The 15536-nt window shown below is 73.8% G+C and carries 14 protein-coding genes and 1 pseudogene; 6 read left to right on the top strand and 9 right to left on the bottom strand.

Translation table 11 applies throughout. The features are described 5' to 3' along the window. The first annotated feature begins 40 nt into the window (after positions 1–40). Positions 41–868 carry an ABC transporter ATP-binding protein gene (locus ACLWS4_RS14560; protein WP_416874327.1) on the top strand — a complete coding sequence of 276 codons (828 nt, stop codon included), beginning with the start codon at positions 41–43 and terminating at the stop codon, positions 866–868. Then, the gene (locus tag ACLWS4_RS14555) at positions 868–2226 is read left to right on the top strand and encodes an FtsX-like permease family protein (RefSeq protein ID WP_416874326.1); all 1359 of its coding nucleotides are present in this window, start codon (positions 868–870) and stop codon (positions 2224–2226) included. The genes ACLWS4_RS14560 and ACLWS4_RS14555 overlap by 1 nt, the downstream gene beginning before the upstream one ends. Here ACLWS4_RS14555 and ACLWS4_RS14550 read toward each other — a convergent pair. The 4 genes and pseudogenes from ACLWS4_RS14550 to sbnB form a co-directional block, all read right to left on the bottom strand. After that, entirely contained in the window at positions 2118–3062 is a 945-nt protein-coding gene (locus ACLWS4_RS14550) for a substrate-binding domain-containing protein (protein ID WP_416874377.1), read from the bottom strand. The two genes, ACLWS4_RS14555 and ACLWS4_RS14550, sit on opposite strands and share 109 nt — an antisense overlap. Before the next feature lie 3 nt (positions 3063–3065). Continuing rightward, positions 3066–3449: pseudogene (locus ACLWS4_RS14545) on the bottom strand (helix-turn-helix domain-containing protein); the annotation flags it as partial. A gap of 13 nt (positions 3450–3462) precedes the next feature. Next, positions 3463–4263 carry an AfsR/SARP family transcriptional regulator gene (locus ACLWS4_RS14540; RefSeq protein WP_234348407.1) on the bottom strand — a complete coding sequence of 267 codons (801 nt, stop codon included), beginning with the start codon at positions 4261–4263 and terminating at the stop codon, positions 3463–3465. A gap of 310 nt (positions 4264–4573) precedes the next feature. After that, positions 4574–5656 carry a 2,3-diaminopropionate biosynthesis protein SbnB gene (sbnB, locus tag ACLWS4_RS14535; RefSeq protein WP_416874325.1) on the bottom strand — a complete coding sequence of 361 codons (1083 nt, stop codon included), beginning with the start codon at positions 5654–5656 and terminating at the stop codon, positions 4574–4576. A 294-nt stretch (positions 5657–5950) separates the two neighbouring features. Between sbnB and ACLWS4_RS14530 the strand changes: the two genes are divergently transcribed. The 3 genes from ACLWS4_RS14530 to ACLWS4_RS14520 are packed head-to-tail and all read left to right on the top strand — an operon-like array spanning position 5951 to position 9399. Then, the gene (locus ACLWS4_RS14530; RefSeq protein WP_074002444.1) at positions 5951–7501 is read left to right on the top strand and encodes a tryptophan halogenase family protein; all 1551 of its coding nucleotides are present in this window, start codon (positions 5951–5953) and stop codon (positions 7499–7501) included. Between the two features lie 30 nt (positions 7502–7531). Then, complete coding sequence (locus ACLWS4_RS14525) at positions 7532–8842, top strand: cation:proton antiporter (RefSeq protein WP_416874324.1); 1311 nt, start codon at positions 7532–7534, stop codon at positions 8840–8842. After that, positions 8839–9399 carry a flavin reductase family protein gene (locus tag ACLWS4_RS14520; RefSeq protein WP_117487100.1) on the top strand — a complete coding sequence of 187 codons (561 nt, stop codon included), beginning with the start codon at positions 8839–8841 and terminating at the stop codon, positions 9397–9399. The genes ACLWS4_RS14525 and ACLWS4_RS14520 overlap by 4 nt, the downstream gene beginning before the upstream one ends. A gap of 68 nt (positions 9400–9467) precedes the next feature. On the opposite strand, the gene ACLWS4_RS14515 is transcribed toward ACLWS4_RS14520, so the two are convergent. After that, complete coding sequence (locus ACLWS4_RS14515; RefSeq protein WP_416874323.1) at positions 9468–10478, bottom strand: ArsR family transcriptional regulator; 1011 nt, start codon at positions 10476–10478, stop codon at positions 9468–9470. A 104-nt stretch (positions 10479–10582) separates the two neighbouring features. After that, positions 10583–10801: an MbtH family protein gene (locus ACLWS4_RS14510; protein WP_117487098.1), complete on the bottom strand. Its 219-nt coding sequence runs from the start codon at positions 10799–10801 to the stop codon at positions 10583–10585. A 525-nt stretch (positions 10802–11326) separates the two neighbouring features. Here ACLWS4_RS14510 and ACLWS4_RS14505 point away from each other — a divergent pair. Continuing rightward, positions 11327–12535 carry an MFS transporter gene (locus ACLWS4_RS14505; protein WP_416874322.1) on the top strand — a complete coding sequence of 403 codons (1209 nt, stop codon included), beginning with the start codon at positions 11327–11329 and terminating at the stop codon, positions 12533–12535. Positions 12536–12629: 94 nt separating this feature from the next. Here ACLWS4_RS14505 and ACLWS4_RS14500 read toward each other — a convergent pair whose 3' ends face one another. From ACLWS4_RS14500 to ACLWS4_RS14490, 3 genes are all read right to left on the bottom strand, one after another. Continuing rightward, positions 12630–13217 carry a hypothetical protein gene (locus ACLWS4_RS14500; RefSeq protein ID WP_074002449.1) on the bottom strand — a complete coding sequence of 196 codons (588 nt, stop codon included), beginning with the start codon at positions 13215–13217 and terminating at the stop codon, positions 12630–12632. Between the two features lie 122 nt (positions 13218–13339). Next, the gene (locus tag ACLWS4_RS14495) at positions 13340–14611 is read right to left on the bottom strand and encodes an MFS transporter (RefSeq protein ID WP_416874321.1); all 1272 of its coding nucleotides are present in this window, start codon (positions 14609–14611) and stop codon (positions 13340–13342) included. A gap of 177 nt (positions 14612–14788) precedes the next feature. Next, positions 14789–15523 carry a sulfite exporter TauE/SafE family protein gene (locus ACLWS4_RS14490; protein ID WP_117487094.1) on the bottom strand — a complete coding sequence of 245 codons (735 nt, stop codon included), beginning with the start codon at positions 15521–15523 and terminating at the stop codon, positions 14789–14791. Positions 15524–15536 lie beyond the last annotated feature (13 nt).

The raw sequence follows: 15536 nt of genomic DNA, 5'->3' as shown, positions 1-15536 counted from the left end.
CCATCCCGTCCCATCCGTCCTGGTCACCCACGGAGTCGCCATGACCACCGCCACCGTGCACGGCATCGACGATGCCGTGCGACTGAGGAACGTCTGCCGTGGCTACGGCAACGAGCGCAACCGGGTCGTCGCCCTCGACGACGTGTCGGTGGGCTTCGGCCGCAGCACCTTCACCGCGGTGATGGGCCCGTCCGGCTCCGGCAAGACCACGCTGCTGCAGTGCGCCGCCGGGCTGGACCGGCCGGACTCCGGCTCGGTCTCGCTGGACGGCATGGAACTCGCCGGGCTCAGCGAGAAGGAGCTCACCAGGCTCCGCCGGGACCGGATCGGCTTCATCTTCCAGGCCTTCAACCTGCTGCCCGCGCTGAGCGTGGCCGACAACGTGGCCCTGCCGCTGCGGCTGGCCGGGCGCCGGCCCGGCCGGGAGAGCGTCGAGCGGGTGCTGGAGCAGGTCGGCCTCGGCTCGCGCAGCAACCACCGGCCCGGCGAGCTGTCCGGCGGCCAGCAGCAGCGGGTCGCCATCGCCCGGGCCCTGATCACCCGGCCCGCGGTGCTCTTCGGCGACGAGCCGACCGGCGCGCTGGACACCCGCACCGCGGTGGAGATCCTGCGGCTGCTGCGCCAGGCCGTCCACAACGACGGGCAGACCGCCGTCATGGTCACCCACGACCCGGTCGCCGCCTCCTATGCCGACCGGGTGCTGTTCCTGGCCGACGGGCGGATCGTCGACGAGCTGAGCGGCGCCTCGGCCGACACCATCGCCGAGCGGATGACCCGGCTCGGCGCCTGGGGCGACAGCCCGGACACCCCGGTGACATCCGGCGCCCATGGCACCCCCGTCGCCCGCGGCGGAGAGGCGGCCCGCTGATGTTCGCCCTGGCCCTGCAGACCCTGCGGTTCCGCAGGACGAGCTTCATCGCCTCCACCGTCGCGCTGTTCTTCGGCGCGGTGATCCTCACCGCCTGCGGCGGCCTGATGGAGACCGGCATCCGCCACCGGGTGCCCCCGTTCGCGGCCGTCCCGCCGGGCACCCAGCAGGCGGCCAGCCGGCTGATCTCGATGTCCGCGGTGTTCGGCGGGATCGCCGCGATGGTCACCGTCTTCATCGTCGGCTCCACGCTGGCCCTGGTGGTCCAGCAGCGGCTCGGCGAGATGGCGCTGCTGCGCGCGATCGGCACCCTGCCCGGCCAGCTCCGCCGGATGATCGTGGTGGAGACCCTGGTCGTCGCGCTCGTCGCCGTCGCCCTCGCCCTCGTCCCGGGCTACCTCGCGGGCGGGTGGATGCTGGAGCAGATCGCGGCCAGCGGCGTGGTCACGAAGGGGATCACCTACCACGCCGGCTGGATCCCGATGGTCACCGCGGGCGGCACCTCGATGCTCGCCGCGCTGACCGCGGCCTTCATCGCCTCCCGGCGGGCGGCGCTCTCCCGGCCCGCCGACGCGCTCGCCGAGTCCCGCCTCCAGCACCGCTGGCTGAGCGGCCCGCGGCTGGCCTTCGCGGTGCTCTGCCTGGCCGGCGGCACCGCGCTGGCGGTGGTGACCGGCACCGTGATGAACGGCGAGGTCGCCGCCAGTACGGCCGGCCCCTCGGCGATGCTCTGGGCGGGCGGGATCGCCCTGCTCGGCCCCGGGCTGACCAAGGTGCTCACCGGGGTGTTCCACCGCCCGCTGCGCGCGCTGTTCGGCCTGACCGGGGACCTGGCGATGGACAACGCCCGGGCCCGCCGGATCCGGATCGCCGGCGCGGTCAGCCCGGTGATGCTGGCCACCGGGCTGTCCACCGCGCTGATCTACCTCCAGACCACGCTCTCCGCCGGCCAGGGCGGCGACGGGGTCGGCGCCTGGGTGGACTACCTGCTGGCCGGCAGCATCATCGCGTACGCGGTGATCTCCCTGGTCAACACCCTGGTGGTGGCCGCCGCCGAGCGCCGCCGGGAGTTCGCCCTGCAACGGCTGGTCGGCGCCACCCCCGGCCAGATCCTGGCGATGACCGGCATCGAGTCGCTGCTCGTCACCATCGTCGGCACGGCGCTGGGCACCTTCGTCGCCGCGGCCACGCTCGCACCCTTCCGGATGGCGCTGGACGGCTCCTGGCTGCCCCGCGGACCGGTCTGGATCTACCTCTCGATCGTCGGGTTCGTCGGGGCGCTGACCGCCCTCGCCAGTGTCTCGGCCACCGGCGCCGCCCTGCGGACGCCGCCGGCCGAGGCGCTCGCCACCCTGTGACCGGCCCCGGGCCCGGACCACTCCGGGCCCGCCCGGCCGGCCCCGCCCCACTGCACCCGGGGCGGCAGGAAGGACTCCAACTCGGTGAACTGGTCCGGGTGTCGGATGACCCACGACCAGTACCCGGGGATCGTGCGGGCGTACTCGCAGTAGTAGCGCCGGAGCGTGGTGAGCAGTCTGCGCTGGATGTCGTCGGTCACCGAGTCGCTGCGCCACACCAGCAGCATGTCGGTGCCCTCGGCGACGGAGACCGGGACGAGCCGCACCTCGCGGGTGACGCCGGTGGGCGGCGTCAGCGCGGCGGCCCGGACGTCCCGGACCCAGTTCATCGCCTCGTGGTGGCCGTCGACGTAGTGCAGCACCTCCAGGTCGGCCCGGCCGACGGCGGCGAACAGCTGCTTCTCGATCGGGTGGAACCAGTGGTCGCGGGTGTAGCGGACCCACCGCAGCGAGGCGAGCTGCGCCGGGCTCACCGCCTCCTGGCCGACCAGGTGGTGGTCGTGCGGGAGCGCCACCCAGACGGGCTCCCGCACGATCACCGTACTGGCCAGGGCGGGTTCGTCCGCCTCGGCCGAGGCGGCCAGCGCGACCCCGGGCACCATCGCGGCGTGCAGGGCGCCGCGGGACACCTGCGCGATGGCGGCGTCGGGGCTGAGCGTCTCGGTCTGCACCTCCTTGACCGGCAGCGCGGACTTGAGCGCGCTGCGCAGCGACGGCGGCGTCCACTCGGCGTTCCCGAACCGGAACACCTCCGAGAAGTGCGCGGCCGCCTCGGCGATCACCCGGTCCGCGTGCTGGACGAGTTCGGCCAGAATCGGGATGAGCCTTTCCCCCAAGGCGGTCGGAATGGTTCCGGTTCTGGTCCGTACGAACAGCTCGCCGCCCACGGCTCTTTCGATCCGCTTCAATTGTGCGGTGAGGCTCGATTGGGGAAGGCTCAATTGGGCGGCGGCTCTGGAAATGCTGCCCAGCCGGTCGATGGTGGTAACGATCTTGGCATGCCTCAACTCAACGTCCACTGGGCCCCCGTCCGCGATTCCGACTTCCTCGCGTAGCCACCAGGAAAAATCCAAGGCGGTCGCCACGCTAACAGAGTGATCCTTGACCGTCCACAGTCGGAAGCGGCGTGAACGGGCCGGAACGGGACGGGGGTCGGGAGGGGGGAATGCGCGGCGCGGCCGGTGATCGGAAACCGGTATTCCGGGATTTTCCGGAACGGGCATATGCCGAGCGGGATCAGGCCGGTACGGGTCCGGCGAAGTCGAGCACCCGCCGCGGCTCGCCGAGCAGGTCGGCCTGCCGGAGGATCGCCTGGTAGGCGTGGTGCAGCGCGCGGCCGGGCTCCAGCCCCAGGTCGTCGGCGAGCCGGCGGCGGGTGCTGTGGAAGACCTCCAGCGCCTCGGCCTGCCGGCCGTCGCGGTAGAGCGCGAGCATCAACAGCTCGCTCAGGCGCTCCCGTTCGGAGTGCTCGACGGCGAGCTGCCGCAGTTCGGACACCGGGACCCGGGCCGAGTCCACGGCGAGCTTGGCGGCGGTCAGGTCCTCGTACGCGCTGATCCGGCGCTCCTCCAGGTGCGCCGCCCGGATCCGGCAGCGCAGCCCGTCGCAGGAGTCCATCAGGGCGCCGCCGCGCCACAGGCCGAGCGCCTCCTCCAGGGTCGCGATGGCGCGGTCCGGGTCGCGCCGGGCGAGATCGCCGCCCGCGTCGGCGAGCCGCAGGAAACGGTGCGCGTCGATCGCGTCCGTCGGGACGTCGAGGAGATAGCCGCCGTTGGCGGTGCGGAGGGTTTCGTCGCCCTTGCGGCCGGTCACGGATTCCAGCAGCCGGCGCAGTCGGCCGACATTCGCCTGGAGGGCGTTGCGGGCATTGGCCATCGGCTGGTCGCCCCATAACTCGTCCACGATCTCGTCGAACGGGACCGGGATCCCCGGTGAGGTCGCCAGCAGGGTCAGCACGACGCTGGTCCGCTTCGACGCCATGGTGTAGTGCACGTTCTCGTGCGACAGGAGCAGCGGACCGAGAAGCTTGATTTCCACAGCAGCACCCCATGATTTTCCGAGCCGTCCAGGTGAGTCTGCGCGACGCCGGTGCGGACCGGGAGATACCAGCCGGGCGGGGCGGCCGGGGGCGGATGGTATGACACGCCCTGTGCATGACACCCGGAGGGGCGCCGGATCGACGGGGGAGCGATCCGGCGCCCGGCTCGGAGGTGGGGGTGCGGCCTCGCCGCGCCACCCGGGACGGGCCGACGGGGACGCACCGTGACGGCGGGCCCGTATCTGTCGACCTGTCAGAAGAATGCTACAGGTGGCGGGTTGAGCTGTCCATGGGAAGTCGGAGGTGCGGCTACGGCTGCCCGGCGCCCCGGCCGTAGCGGTCCAGCTCGTGGAAGAAGCCGTCCACGACGGCGAGTTCACCCCGCGCGGCCAGCTCGTCGTAGACGTACCGGCCGACCGCGAGGTCGAGCACGCCGAGCCCGAACGGCGAGAACACCACCGGCCGGTCGGTCGGCACCCGGACCTTTCCGGCCATCACCTCGTGGAGCGTGCCGTCGATGAAGTCCCGGTTGCCGGTGAGCTGTTCGGTCAGGTGCGGGGAGGTCTCGGCCTTCAGGCAGTGCTCGACGTCGTCCAGCACGTTGGCCGAGGCGAGCAGCACCTCGGGCGCCAGGTCGCGCAGCGAGACGTTGAGCACCACCGGGTTGTGGGAGAACCACGAGGGGTCGGTGAGGTGCGGCTTCGCGGCGACGGTCGCCAGGACCACCAGGTCCGAGGCGCGGACCAGTTCCTCGGCGCTCCCGTGCACGGTGATCCGGGGCGAGGCGCCGCCCTGCTCCCGGTCGGCCCGCTCCGGGTCCGCGCGCTCCAGGTAGGAGCGGAAGCCGGCCGCGTGCTCGGCGGACAGGTCGTGCACCCCGACCTCGTCGAACTCCCAGCCGGTGCGGGCCAGATAGGTGTGGATGTGCCGGGCGATCAGCCCGGTGCCGATGAAGCCGACCCGCCGCGGCCGGGGCCGGCCGGCGGAGAGCCGGTCGGCCGCGAGCGCGGCCGAGGCGGCGGTGCGGGCGGCGCTGATGATCGAGCTCTCCAGGCAGGCGATCGGGTAGCCGGTCGCGGGGTCGTTGAGCACCAGCACCGCGGAGGCCCGGGGGAGGCCCGCGGCCACGTTCTCCGGGAAGCTGGAGATCCACTTGATCCCGTCGACCGGCGTGCCGCCGCCCACCGAGGCCGGCAGCGCGATGATGCGCGAGGTGGGCCGGTCCGGGAAGCGCAGGAAGTACGACGGCGGGTTGACCGTGTCCCCCTCGCCGTGCACCCGGTAGGTCGCCGCGACCAGGTCGACGGTCTGCTTCTCGTTGCCGGACAGCACGCCGTGCACCTGCGCGCCGGGGACGACGGCGAACTGCGGGATCTGCCTCTGCTGCGTCATGAGTGGCTCCGTCTCGGGGGAGATCTGGCCACAGCAGTGTGGCTGACCTGCGCTGACACCGCGCTGATGACCCGTCAGGCGTTCGAATGGTCCGACAGGTACGGGTCAACCCGACCTGCGACTTTCGACCAGTGCCAAATGACCTGGTCGGACCTTACGAGGATGCCTAGAGTCACTCTCTGGTGGCGCCGCCCTCAGCTTCTACCAGCGGGGTGACGACCGACGGCGCCACCTCGGCCGGTATCCGGCACCTCCCCTGCCGGAAACACGTGGACCACCGAAGAGGAGTCACCAGTGCTCGACCGGGTTGTGATCGTAGGCGGCGGAACAGCGGGTTGGATGACGGCTTCGTACCTGAAGGCCGCGTTCGAGGACCGGGTGGACATCACCCTCGTGGAATCCGGCAACATCTCCACCGTGGGCGTCGGCGAGGCCACCTTCAGCGACATCCGCCACTTCTTCGAGTTCCTCGGACTCAAGGAGAAGGACTGGATGCCGGCCTGCAACGCGACGTACAAGCTCGCCGTCCGCTTCGAGGACTGGCGCGAGCCCGGCCACTACTTCTACCACCCGTTCGAGCAGATGCGCTCGGTCAACGGCTTCCCGCTCACCGACTGGTGGCTCAAGCAGGGGCCGACCAGCCGGTTCGACAAGGACTGCTTCGTGATGGCCTCGGTCATCGACGCCGGCCTCAGCCCCCGCCACCTCGACGGCGCCCTCATCGACCAGCCCTTCGACGAGGGCGCGGACGAGATGCAGGGCCTCACCATGTCCGAGCACCAGGGCAAGACCCAGTTCCCGTACGCCTACCAGTTCGAGGCCGCGCTGCTCGCCAAGTACCTGACGCAGTACGCCACCGACAGAGGCGTCAAGCGCATCGTCGACGACGTCCAGGACGTCCGGCTCGACGACCGCGGCTGGATCAGCGGACTGCGCACCGCCGAGCACGGCGAGCTCACCGGCGACCTCTTCATCGACTGCACCGGCTTCCGCGGGCTGCTGCTGAACAAGGCGCTGGAGGAGCCGTTCATCTCCTACCAGGACACCCTGCCCAACGACAGCGCCGTCGCCCTCCAGGTGCCGATGGACATGGCGAAGCGCGGCGTGCTGCCCTGCACCACCGCGACCGCCCAGGACGCCGGCTGGATCTGGACGATCCCGCTGATGGGCCGGGTCGGCACCGGGTACGTCTACGCGAAGGACTACCTCTCGCCGGAGGAGGCCGAGCGGACCCTGCGCGCCTTCGTCGGCCCCGCCGCCGCCGACGTCGAGGCCAACCACATCCGGATGCGGATCGGCCGCAGCCGCAACTCCTGGTCCCGCAACTGCGTGGCCGTCGGCCTCGCCAGCGGCTTCGTGGAGCCGCTGGAGTCCACCGGGATCTTCTTCATCCACCACGCCATCGAGCAACTGGTCAAGTACTTCCCGGCGCAGGACTGGAACCCGGTCCGGCGCGACCTCTACAACCGGGCCGTCGCCCATGTCATGGACGGGGTACGGGAGTTCCTGGTCCTGCACTACGTCGCCGCCAAGCGCACCGACACCCAGTACTGGCGGGACACCAAGACCCGGAAGATCCCCGACTCGCTGGCCGAGCGGCTCGAACTCTGGAAGGCCCAACTCCCGGACTCCGAAACGGTCTTCCCCTACTACCACGGCCTGCCGCCGTACTCCTACATGAGCGTCCTGCTGGGGATGGGCGGCATCGAGGTGGCGCACTCCCCGGCCCTGGACCTCTCCGACGGCGCCGCCGCGGAACGGGAGTTCGCCCAGATCCGGGAGAAGACCGAACGGCTCGTCGCGACGCTGCCCAAGGCGTACGACTACTTCGCCCGGATGCGCTGACCACGATCCCGGGAAAGGGGCCCGTTCGTCATGGACGTCCTCCAGCTCCTGACACGCGTCGTGCACGCGGCCGCCGTCCTCGGCGTCGTGCTGCTGATCGCCGTGGCGGGCAGGAGAGTCGCGCGCCGTCTCCGGCAGCCGGAGGTGATCGGGGAGATCACGGGGGGCCTGCTGGCCGGGCCCGCCGTGATCGCCCTGGCTGGCCGGCCCGCCCTCGACGCCGTGCTGCCGGGGCCGGTGTTCGACCTCGTCAAGACCGTCGCCGAGGCCGCCCTGGTGCTCTTCCTGGTCGGCCTCGCCCACAAACTGCGCCGCGGCCGGGACCGGCTGCCCCGGCGCGCCACCACCTGGATCACCGTCGGAGCGCTGGTGCCGCCGCTGGCCACCGGAGGCCTGCTGGTCGGGCTGATCGCCCTCACCGGCGACCGGGCGGCCCGCGGCGGCGCCCCGCTGCCGGCCTTCCTCCTGATGGTCGCGGTCACCATGGCCATCACCGCCGTCCCGGTGATGGCCCGCATCCTGGCCGACCGCGGGATGAGCGACGGCGTCCCGGGCCGGCTCTCGCTGGCCTCCGCCGTCGTCATCGACGCCTGCGGCTGGCTGCTGCTCTCCCTGGCCATCAGCCTGGGCGCCGGGGACCCGGCACGCTCGCTGCACTCGCTGCGCGCCCTGGCCATCGGCGTGGTCTGCGCGCTGGCCATCCGCTACGCGCTGGGCACCCGGACCGCGTCCCGGCTCTGCGGCCGCTCGCCCCGGGCGATGGCGGTCCTGGTCGCGGTGGCCGCCCTCGCGGTGGCCTTCGCCATGAAGCACCTCGGCATGACGTCGATCCTCGGCGCGGCACTGGCCGGGCTGGCGGTCCCGCACGACGACGGCGGCCCGTGGACCCGGGTGGTGTCCACGGTCTCCCGGTCGGGGCAGTTCCTGACCCCCGCCTTCTTCGTGGTCACCGGGGTCACCGTGCTCACCGGCGCCTTCTCCGCCACCTCCGGGGTGCTGATCGCCGGCACCGTCCTGCTGGGCTTCCTCGGCAAGGGCCTCGGCGGCTACCTCGGGGCCCGGGTCGGCGGCCAGTCGCCCCGGACCGCCCGGCGGATCGGCGCGCTGATGAACACCCGCGGCCTCACCGAACTGATCGTCCTCCAGGCCGGCTTCGCCTCCGGGGTGCTGCCCGCGCCGCTGGTCCTGGCCCTGGTGGTGATGGCACTGGTCACCACGGCGGCCACCGGGCCGCTGCTGGAGCTGTTCGACCGGATGGAGGGCCGCCCGGCGGCCGAGGGGATCAGCGCGACGGCCATGGCGCCGGTGGAGTCCGTCGAGACAGAAAGCGGTGCGAGATGACCGAGTACGCGGGCGACCGGGCCCGGTTACGGGCCGGGGCCTCCGGGGCGTCCGGAGCCGTGGGGACGGCGGGAGCCACCCCCGACGAGTTCCGGGCCATGATGAGCGGGTTCCCCACGGGCGTGAGCGTGGTGTCCGCCACTGGCCCCGACGGCGCCCCGAGGGGCATGACCTGCTCCGCGGTGTGCAGCGTCTCACTCGACCCGCCCACCCTCCTGGTCTGCCTGCGCGACGGCAGTCCCACGCTCGAAGCGGTCACCGACAGCGGCCTGTTCGCGGTCAACCTGCTGCACGAGGACGCCCAGGGGACCGCCGAACTGTTCGCCTCCGGCAACCCGGACCGGTTCCAGCTGCTCCCCTGGGAGCAGGCCCCGGAGGCGGCCGGCCCGCACCTGGTGCGCGACGCCCACACGGTGGCCGACTGCGACGTGGTGCTGGCCCAGCGGGTCGGCGACCACGTCACCGTCTACGGCGAGATCCGCCGGGTCGTACGGCGCCACCACCCGCGGCCGCTGCTGTACGGGCTGCGCCAGTTCCGGGCCTGGCCGCGGAGCTGATCCCGGAACGGCGGGAAGGGTGAGGACCCCCGGCACCGGACGGCGGCCGGGGGTCCAGCCCGCTGTGCCTACGAGGCGAGCAGGTGCGAGGCGCTCCGCGGCCGGGCCCCGCGGGCCGGCCGCTCGGACCGGTCGCAGCCCGTCGCCGCCGGCCGTACCGGCCCGCCGTCCAGCAGCGCCATCCCGAGCGGCGTCACCGAGTGCAGCACGGTGTTGCGCACCCGGCGGGTGGTGATCAGCCCGCTCCGGCGCAGCACCGCCGCGTGCTGGCTGGCGCTGGCCGCCGAGATGCCCAGCCGGTCGGCGAGCTGGCTGGTCGTGCAACTCGCCCGCAGCGTACGCAGGGCGGCCGCCCGGGTCTGGCCCACCAGGGCGCCGAGCGGCCGCGAGCCGCTGTCCCGCTCCTGCCACAGCTGGGCCCCCTTGCGGGCGTGCGGCGGGGCCGCGAACACCAGCACCACCTGCGCGTCCGGCCCCTCGGCGTCGATCGCCAGGCCCGGCCGGTGGTTGAGGAACACCGAGGGGGTGAGCACCAGGCCCCGGCCGCCCAGCCGGATGTCCTGGTCCGGCCCGCCGGGGATCTCCAGGACCGGCGCCCGCCAGGTCATCCGGGGGTGCGCGGTGGACAGCAGCAGCTCCACCCCGCCGGCCATCACGATCCGGCCGCGTGCCTCGCACTCGGCCACCAGGTAGGCGTGCAGGTGCTGCCAGAACGGCGCCACGGCCAGCTGCCAGGCCTCCAGCAGGCAGGCGTCCACGCCCGCCCCGGGCCGCTGCGGCAGCTCGGCGGCCTCGGACGCGTCGAACGGCCCGGACGGCTCGGGCGGCGCGTCGGGCGCCCCCGCGTACCGCAGCGCCTGCCGGAGCAGCGAGTCCACGTCGTGCTCGGGACGGCTGCGCGGGCGGGGCACCGGCCGCCGGGGGAGGCGCTCGTTCACCTGCTTTCGCCACCGGGCGTACGGCGCGCTCACGCCGCGGTCCAGCAGGTCGCAGGCGAAGGCCGATTCCACGAGCGGGCCCATGGTGCTCTTCAGTCGGGTTCTGGCGAGGTCGGCTGCGGTGAAGTGAATCCTCTGCACGATGAAGGTCCCCGTTTCCGTGTCGATGAGGGAGAAATCGACGTGGCCCGGCCGCCGCCACGCGGGCAGGCCGGGCCCTTCCTCGGATGGATCGGACGTCGCCGCTACGAGGCCCGGGCGGCGGAGGCCTCGCGCAGGCTGCGCGGGCGCATGTCGGTCCAGTTGGCCTCGACGTAGGCCAGCGCCTCCTCGCGCGGCCCCTCGGCCAGGGCCACCGTCCAGCCGTCCGGCCGCTCGGCGAACGCGGGCCACAGCGAGTGCTGGCCCTCGTCGTTCACCAGCACCAGGAAGGTCCCGTCCGCGTCGTCAAAGGGGTTCGACATGTCGCACACTCCATTCCGGGTAGGGCGCGGTGCGGCCCTCGGGTCATCGGCGCACGCGGGACAACCGGGTGGGCCCGCTCCGCACATGCTCCCTCGGCTCGCTGACATGGTGCTGACCGCACCCTGATGGGGCTCCGGCGAGCCCGCCGGAACCCAGGAGGGGCGGTGAACTCTCCTTGGTCTCAATGAATATGACACACCGTCCGTTCTGATACCGGCGTTCCGCACCGTTGCGGCCGGCGGCGCGGAGCCCGGCCGGGGAGCCGGTGCGGCCGACGTCCCGGACGGGCGCCCGCACGGACGTGCCCCCGAACGGACGGCCCCCGCACGGACGGCCCCCGCGCGGACGGCCCCCGCGCGGACGGCCCCCGCGCGGACGGCCCCCGCGCGGACGTGCCCTACCATGGCCCCGTGTTCCTCTTCCGTGACTAGGGCCCCGCGCGGCGACCGCACCCCGGTGGTGCGGTCCTTCGGCGTCCCGGTCCACCGGCGCGCGGCGCGCGCCAGCTCCAGAGGAACCCCTCCATGTCTTCGTCCTACGCGACGGTCCTGCGCACCCCCGGCGCGGTCCGGCTCTTCAGCGCGGCCCTGACCGGCCGCCTCTCCTACGGTGTCGTCCCGCTCTCGCTCCTGCTGGCCGTCACCGCCACGACCGGCTCGTACGCCCGGGCCGGCTGGCTGACGGCGCTGTTCGCCGCCTCCAACGTGCTGCTCTCACCCGCCCGGGCCGGGCTGGTCGACCGCCACGGCCCGCGCCGGACACTGCCGCCGATGGCGGCCGGGTACGCGCTGGTGCTGCTCGGCCTGGCCGCCGCCACCTGGCGCCCCGGCGTCCCGTACCCCGTCCTGCTCGCCCTCGCCGTGGCGGCCGGCGTGCTCGCGCCACCCCTCGGCCCGGTCACCCGGGCGCGGTGGAGCGCCCTGCTGTCCGATCCCGGGCTGCGCCGCCGGGCCTACAGTCTGGACACCGTCGCCGAGGAACTCCTGTACGTCACCGGCCCGTTGCTGGCCGGGGTGATCGCGGCGACGGCCCGCCCGGCGCTCGGGCTGGTGCTGGGCGCCGCCCTCGTCCTGACCGGCTCCCTCGCCCTGGCCGCCTCGGTCCGCGCCGTCGGGCCGGACCGCGCCGAGGCCGACTCCGCCGCCACCGGCGGCCGTTCGCGCCCCTGGCGGCCGCCGGCCCGGACCGGCCTGCCGCTCGCCGCGGCCGCCGGGGCCGGGGCCGGACTCGGTGCGTTCGCCCTGTTGGCGGTGGTCTTCGCCCGGCGGCACGGGCAGGCGGCCGACGCCTCCTGGGTGGAGGCGGCGCTGGCGGCCGGGAGCGCGACCGGCGGCCTCGCCCTCGGCGCCCTCGACTGGCGGGCCCCGGCCCGGCGGCGGCTCGCCGTCCTCACCGCGGCCTTCGCCGGCGCGCTGGCCCTGACCGCCCTCGCCCCGACGGTCCCGCTCCTCGCGGCCGTCGCCGCCCTGGCCGGCCTCACCGTGGCCCCGACCCTCACCACCGCCTACCTGCTCGCCGACGAACTCGCCGAGCCCGGCCACCGGACGCGCGCCGGAGCCTGGGTCAACACGTGCTTCAACGCGGGCAGTTCGGGCGGCACCGCGCTGGCCGGCCTGCTCGCCGACCACCTGCCGCTGCCCCTCTGCCTCGCCCTCGCCGCCACCCCGGCCCTGGCCGCCCTCAGCACCGCCCGGCCCCGTCCCACCACCCCGCCCGACCGCCTGCCCGCCTGATGCCGGGCCACCGCGCGGGCGGCAGCACCCGCCCGCGCGGCCTCCGGGGCCTGGGCGGCGCATCGGAGTACGGAGCGGCGCTCGAACCCGGCGGTCACGCCCCGCGCGCGATGAGTTCCCGTACGCCGTCCGCGACGGCCTTGCTGGTGCGCCACTTCCGGAGGAGGCGGTCCGCCGCCAGTTCCTCGACGACGGAGGTCAGCCAGGCGTCGTCGCCGAGCCGTTCGACCCGGCCGAGGTCGACGATGTTCCCCAGCAGCTGGTGCAGCAGCGTGATCTCGGGAGCCGGGTACCACCGCCGGTGGTGGACGAACCGGGGGCTCCACAGGTCGTAGGGGTGCCGGACCATGGCGCTCAGGCAGGAGCCGTGGGTGCCGATCGCCTCGTGGGGCGCGTGGTGACCGGTCAGGAGTCCGCCGGCCGGTGTGCTGAGGAACCGGCCGCTGGTGACCCCGAGCTTCAGGCTCATCAGGCGCTTCCACGGGACCAGGAAGGGCTCCCGTCCGGTGACGCGGTGCTCGAACCCCTCGGGGAGGACGGCGAGATACGCCTTGCTCTCGTGGTCGCCGATGTACCAGCTGCCGTCGACCCGAACCAGCGGGCCGAGCCCGGGACCGAGGTCGCGGCCGGCCCCGACGGGCGGCGCGGCGGTACCGGAGGCGGCGGGGCGGTCGGTGTTCATGGCTCTCCTCAGGACGGGCGAGCAGCTGCCCGCCGACCAGACTTCCCGGCACACCCCCCGCGGTCACCATACCGGCGGACAGCGGCCGTTGGGCGGGAGGACGCGCAACGGCCCGGAGGGTACTACCCGGCGTCGGACGGCTCCGAGGCGGCCGGGACGGTCTCCAGCGCCGTCATCCGCGGGAGCAGGAACAGCACCGCGACCAGCAGGACCAGCAGCAGCCCGCCGCCGACGAGCAGCGGGGTGCGGATGCTGACGACGGAGGCGATCCAGCCGCTGAGGGCGGCGCCGGCCATGATGCCGAGGCGGCTCAGCAGCATGTAGCAGCTGTTGACCCGGCCGAGCAGTTCCTTCGGTACGGCCTGCTGGCGCAGCGAGATCGCCTGGATGTTCCAGGTGACGATCCCGAAGCCGATCACGCCGTACAGCGCGGCGACTTCGGCCACCGAGGTGCTCAGGCCCATCAGGATCAGCGAGACGCCCATCAGCAGGAAGGCGAGGGCGATCCGGGTGCCCCGGCCGAGCAGCCGGCTGAGCCGGCCGGCCAGGGTGCTGGCGGCGGTGCCGCCGATGGCGCCGGCCGCGAGCACGATGCCGTAGGAGGCGGCGGGTGCGTGGATGACCTTGGTGACCATCAGGACCATCATGGTGGTGCCCATGAAGCAGGCCAGCGCGCCGAGGGTGGAGAGCACGGCGAGCATCCGCACGTCGCGGTGGCGGAGCAGCCAGTCGACGCCCTCGCGGATCTCGGTGAGCACCGGTCGGCGGTCGGCCCGGGTGCTGGGGGCGGTGGAGCGGCCGGTGGCGGCGACCAGGACGGCGGCGAGTGCGAAGGAGACGCCGTCCACGGCGAAGGGGTGGGCGGCGGCGACGGCGAACAGCGCGGAGCCGAGCAGCGGGCCGATCAGGTTGCCGCCGACCAGCATGTTGGCCTGCATCCGGCCGTTGGCGGCGTCGAGTTGGTCGGGGCGGACCAGCTCGGGGACGGCGGAGGTGGCGGCGTTGGAGAAGACCGTCTCGCCGCAGCCGAGCAGGAAGGCCAGGGCGGCGAGCGCGACCAGCGGCGGGTCGGCGAGGAAGACCCAGGCGGCGAAGCCGAGGACGACGACGGCGCGCGCGGCGTCGATGGTCCACATCAGCCGCCGCCGGTCGGCCCGGTCGGCGAGCACCCCGCCGTAGAGGGACATCAGCAGGAAGGGCAGCGAGGCGGAGACGGAGACCACGGAGACCGCGCTGGGGGAGTCGGAGACGGCCACCGCGAGCAGCGGCAGGGCGGAGTCCCGCATGCCGTCGCCGACCGATGAGATCGCCGACGCGGACCACAGCAGGTTGAACTTCCGGCCCAGTTGGGGACGGCTTTTGGACGGCTTCGCGGCCAGGTCTGCTGAGGTCACCGAGGCAGTATGTCATGTCCGCGGAGGGCCGTTCGGGCGGTTTCCGAAGTGCCCGGGGCGTCCCGAACTGTCCGTGTCGGTACGGGTGTCGGGCTCATCCGGAGGCGTCCGGAGTGTCCGGTGGGTTTCGGGCGGTTTCCGGTGGTTCGTCGGACGGCGGTGGAGGGCCGGGTGCGTTCAGCCCAGCCCCGAGACGCCCTTGACGAGGGTGGTCAGCCCGCCCGCCAGGGCCAGGCCCAGCACGACCAGCCGGGCGCGGGCCTCCGGCACCCGGGCGGCGAGCAGCCGGCCGATCGCCGCGCCGCCCGCGAGCGCGGTGGCCACCAGCCACCAGGCGGTCCCGGACAGCGCGGGCAGCCCCTTGCCCGCCAGGGAGAAGGCGTTCACCACCACGCCGTAGAACTGGGCGTTGGGCAGGAACTCGCGCGCCGTCCAGCCGGTGTTGACGGCGTACAGGGAGACGGCCGGACCGCCCACCCCGGCGGCCGAGTTCATGAACCCGCTGGTGGCGCCCGCGACCAGGGCGCCGCCGACCCCGCGCAGCGCGGCCGCCCGGACCCCGCGCAGCACCAGCAGCGAGGCCAGGGTGACCAGCGCGCCGATGCCGACGAGCAGTCCGGGCGTCGGAACCGTCGCCGCGACCCAGACCCCGGCCGGCACCGTGCAGGCCGCGGCGAGGATCAGCGGCAGCATCGCCGCCAGCCGTACCTGCCGCCAGCTGCCCAGCAGGCCGACGGCGCTGATGGCCCCGGCGGCGAGGTTCGACAGCGTGACGCCGTCGCCCGGCCCGAGCAGCAGCACCAGGACGGGCGCCGCGACCAGGGCGAAGCCGATCCCGGCGAGCCGTTGGACGGAGGCGCCCAGCAGGACGGTGCAGCCCAGTACGAGGTCGGTGGTCAAGCCGTCGGGCATCGGGCGCGGCCTC

The sequence above is a fragment of the Kitasatospora sp. SC0581 genome (assembly GCF_048159585.1).
Taxonomy (GTDB): Bacteria; Actinomycetota; Actinomycetes; order Streptomycetales; family Streptomycetaceae; genus Kitasatospora.
The sequence above is the reverse complement of the archived record's forward strand: the minus strand, read 5'-3'. Positions and strand labels throughout refer to the sequence as shown.